This window comes from Methanospirillum sp. (assembly GCF_035406105.1).
In the GTDB taxonomy this organism is placed as follows: domain Archaea; phylum Halobacteriota; class Methanomicrobia; order Methanomicrobiales; family Methanospirillaceae; genus Methanospirillum.
The window spans coordinates 1-3,956 of the sequence record NZ_DAONKG010000215.1 but is presented as its reverse complement, the minus strand read 5'-3'; the positions used below and the strand labels follow the sequence as shown (position 1 = coordinate 3,956).

Genomic DNA, 3,956 nt, shown 5'->3' with positions numbered 1-3,956 from the left:
TACTTTCAGCAAATCTAAATGGGACTATGAAGGTTGTCAGTACGCAACGGTCCCAGGTTCTTGCCGGCCGGCTCGCAACTGCATTGAATATTCCGGTAATTGATACCAGATGGCAGAAATTTCCAGATGGGGAGATCTATGTGCGTGCAGAGCAGCCCGCGGAAAAGGTGGTTATTTGTGGGAGCATCCTGACCAGTGATGACCTGGTTGAGATACTCCTTTTAAAGGATATATATTCAGAGTCCGATATCACTCTTGTCATACCGTACATGGGATATGCCAGGCAGGATAAACAGTTCAATCCTGGCGAACCGTTGTCAGCCAGAGCGATAGCCCGGATACTTGGAGCTGATGTATCACGGGTTTATACGGTAAATATTCATGAAAAGTCTGTCCTGAATCATTTCCACACCGAGGCAGCTGATGTTACCCTTTCATCACCGGCAGCAGAATATATTAAAACCCTGTCCCTGGATGAGCCACTCATCCTGAGTCCTGATGAAGGAGCTCTGCATCTGGCAGAAGATGTTGCTGGTTATGGAAAATGGGAGTCTGATTATCTGCAAAAGACCAGGCTATCCGGAGATAAGGTTCGGATTGAACCAAAATCAGTTCAGGTATCCGGTCGGGATGTCGTCATACTAGATGATATCATCTCAACCGGGGGAACACAGGCCACTGCTGCGTCCATGCTGTACGAACAGGGTGCCCGGTCAATTCACACGGTTGGTATTCACGGGGTTCTGGCATCCGGGGCATATACCCGACTGACAAGTGCAGGAATTGCATCCATATCCTGTAGTGATACCATTGAACGTGCCTGTAGCACCTATTCTGCAGCACCAGTCCTTGCTGAATATCTATGATATCAGGTAGGTCTGATGATACCTGATCTACCGGTTTTTATTCTTGATACCTCAGCCTTTTTTATTACATTCCCTGTTCATGGGAAAATGATGACAACCCCCGGTGTAATTCATGAACTACAAGATCTGAAAGGGAAGGCGAGACTGGAGGTATTACAATCAGAAGGTTTGATTATTTCAGAGCCAGACCAGCAGTCGATCAATATGATTCAAATGGCAGCAGATCAGTCCGGGGACCGGACGGTTCTCTCTCCAGTTGATATTGAAATTCTTGCACTTGCTTATGAGGTCCGGGGAATTATCTGCTCGGATGATTTTGCCCTTCAGAATACTGCACAGTATTTAAGTATTCCGGTCAATGCCCTTCTCCAGAGAAAAGCAGAGAAAAAACAGTGGAAATTACGATGCCGGGGTTGTGGTAAGTATTATGAAACCATGCCACCTGATTCGGTGTGTCCGGTATGCGGTCTTGAAGTAAAAAGAAAAAATAAATAGATTGACGAAAATGTCTGTTCAGATGACTACTCTGGATGAGTTGATACAAAAAGCACGTCACCTGCGAAGTGAAGGACACAGCCCTGGTCAGATAGCCGATGAATTGTCCCTCTCCATGGAGACGGTAACGTGGCTTTTAACACAGGAAAAAGGAGTGGCAACCCCGAAGGATATTCATATTGACTGGACAGTCGTGTCTGGCGAGTCGCAACTTCTTGAGGAAAGTGCCCAGATGCTCCTTTCACGTCTGCACCTGAAACATCCTGAAGGACCGGTTCCTCAGGTATATGTCGGTATCGCCATATCCGGCATTCCCTTGGCGACGCTCATGGCAGTATCTGAAGGTGTCAGGATTGGTATTTATCATCCTGCAAAACAGGCCGGCGGAGAGGACCCCGTCGGTTCCATGAGCAGTAATTTTGATATCCATGCCGGAGAACGGATCGTCATCGTGGATGATGTGATAACCTCCGGAAAAACCCTTCAGGAAGTGATCAGTTATATTAAACGACATGGTGCTCTTCCTGTTGCGTGTTGTGTTCTCTTCGATAAGCGCGGCATTCGTGACATTGACGGTGTTCCGGTCTATAGTCTGTTTAAGGTCTCCCGAATAGATTAACCGGCACATCTGACAGATACTGACTCACAATTTTTATATAGAACTTTAAATCCACCTGTAATGAAACGGAGGATATTCCATGCTTGTTCAACAACCGGTAATCATTCTGAAACAGAATGTCGAGCGTACACAGGGATATGAAGCCCAGCGCTCCAATATAGCCGCAGCAAAAGCACTTGCTGAGGCGGTTCGGTCGACTCTGGGTCCACGAGGAATGGATAAGATGCTCATTGATGGGACGGGGGATGTTACGATCACCAATGACGGGATCACGATTCTTGATGAGATATCTGTCCAGCACCCCGGTGCCAAGATGGTCATTGAAGTGTCCCGGACACAGGATGAGGAAGTTGGTGACGGGACAACAACCGCTGTTATTCTTGTCGGTGCATTGATGGAACAGGCAGAAACCCTGCTTAATAAGAAGATCCACCCGACAGTCATCTGTCGTGGATACAGGATGGGAATGCAGAAAGCCCTTGAAATTCTGCAGTCAATGGCATCACCGACTGATCCGTATAATAAAGATGTTATGAAAAAGATCGTCCAGACTGCCATTACCGGTAAATCAATCGAGGATGTCAAGGATAAAATCAGTGAGATCTCAGTTGAAGCGGTAATGAAGGTCGCAAACACGGATGGAAACAAGGTCACGGTCAATGAAGATGACGTTAAGATAAAAAAACACACCGGGGGCACGATGGATGATGCAGAACTGATTATGGGCTGTGTCATTGATAAGACCCGTGTGAACCAGGAGATGCCACGACGCGTTACCAATGCAAAGGTTGCCCTTGTTCAGAAGGAACTTGAGATCAAAAAGACTGAGGTCAAATCCAAGATTAAAATCTCAAGCACTGAACAGATTGAAGCATTTGCAGAACAGGAACGTGCTGCCTTAAAAGAGATGGCAGATGCAGTAGCAGCATCAGGGGCCAATGTCCTCCTCTGTCAGAAAGGAATTGCAGATGCAGCCCAATTTTATCTTGCAAAGGCAGGAATTCTTGCCGTGGAAGATGTTCCTGAAGCTGATATGAAGTTTGCAGCCCGTGCTCTTGGGGCAAATATTGTAACCAAGGCTGAGGACCTCAAAAAGAGTGATCTTGGTATCGCCGAGCAGGCAGAACAACTTGAAGATGCCGACATGATAGTCATTTCAGGCGCAAAGAATCCCAAGACGGTAACCATTCTTCTTCGTGGATCCACCTATTACCTGGTTGATGAGCTTGAGCGTGCTGTTGTCGACGCAACCCGTGTTGTGATGGATGCAATGGAAGACGGGTTGTTTGTGCCAGGTGGTGGCGCTGTTGAGAGCGAACTTGCAGTACGCCTTCGTGACTATGCAGTAAAAGTCGGCGGTCGTGAACAGATTGCCATTGAGGCATACGCTGATGCATTCTGTGCCATACCGATCACCCTTGCAGAAAACTCTGGTTATAACCCTATTGATAAATTGGTCGAATTAAAGAAGGCACATGCAGAGGGCAATAAGAATTTTGGACTCAATGTATATACCGGAAAACTCGTGGATATGCAAAAAGAGGGAGTTATCGAACCAATCAGATGTAAGAGGCAGGCAATTCAGAGTTCTGAAGAGGCTGTTGAGATGCTGCTTCGTGTTGATGACATGATGATATCCCAGTCTGCAAAAAATACCCCGCCTGAACCAATGGAATAACTCTTTTTTATTTTTCCAGATATTTCTCGGAGTCTGAAAGCCTGTTCATCTGTTTTTTCTGATTTTTTTGTTCTATCACTTCAAATCCCCGTATCATAAAATTGATCTTTGCTGCCTCCCGCTCCAGTCGTTCATCATCTTCCTCAAGTTTCTTCAGCACTTTTTCAAGCATCTCGATTACTTCCGGGGATGTTTTTGTCCGGGTTCCTTTGAGTATATCAAACACATCATCAAGGTACATACCAGATGCTCTGGAGATTGATACCGCAGAAAAGCCTCGAAGACGTGCAAGTAAATC

5 protein-coding genes are annotated in these 3,956 nt (G+C 46.3%); 4 read left to right on the top strand and 1 reads right to left on the bottom strand.

What is annotated here, in order from left to right:
* From PLA23_RS11200 to thsA, 4 genes are all read left to right on the top strand, one after another.
* The coding region (locus PLA23_RS11200; protein WP_324475236.1) for a ribose-phosphate diphosphokinase at window positions 1-866 on the top strand (866 nt) is incomplete at its 5' end.
* Window positions 867-881: 15 nt separating this feature from the next.
* Window positions 882-1,361, top strand: a complete 480-nt coding sequence (locus PLA23_RS11195) for an NOB1 family endonuclease (RefSeq protein WP_324330002.1) — start codon at window positions 882-884, stop codon at window positions 1,359-1,361.
* A 22-nt stretch (window positions 1,362-1,383) separates the two neighbouring features.
* On the top strand, window positions 1,384-1,980 hold the full coding sequence (locus PLA23_RS11190) for an orotate phosphoribosyltransferase-like protein (RefSeq protein WP_324475235.1): 597 nt from the start codon (window positions 1,384-1,386) through the stop codon (window positions 1,978-1,980).
* A gap of 79 nt (window positions 1,981-2,059) precedes the next feature.
* Complete coding sequence (gene thsA / locus PLA23_RS11185; protein WP_324475234.1) at window positions 2,060-3,658, top strand: thermosome subunit alpha; 1,599 nt, start codon at window positions 2,060-2,062, stop codon at window positions 3,656-3,658.
* Between the two features lie 7 nt (window positions 3,659-3,665).
* Here the strand turns inward: thsA and PLA23_RS11180 are convergent.
* A partial coding sequence (locus PLA23_RS11180) for a hypothetical protein (RefSeq protein WP_324475233.1) occupies window positions 3,666-3,956 on the bottom strand: 291 nt, incomplete at its 5' end.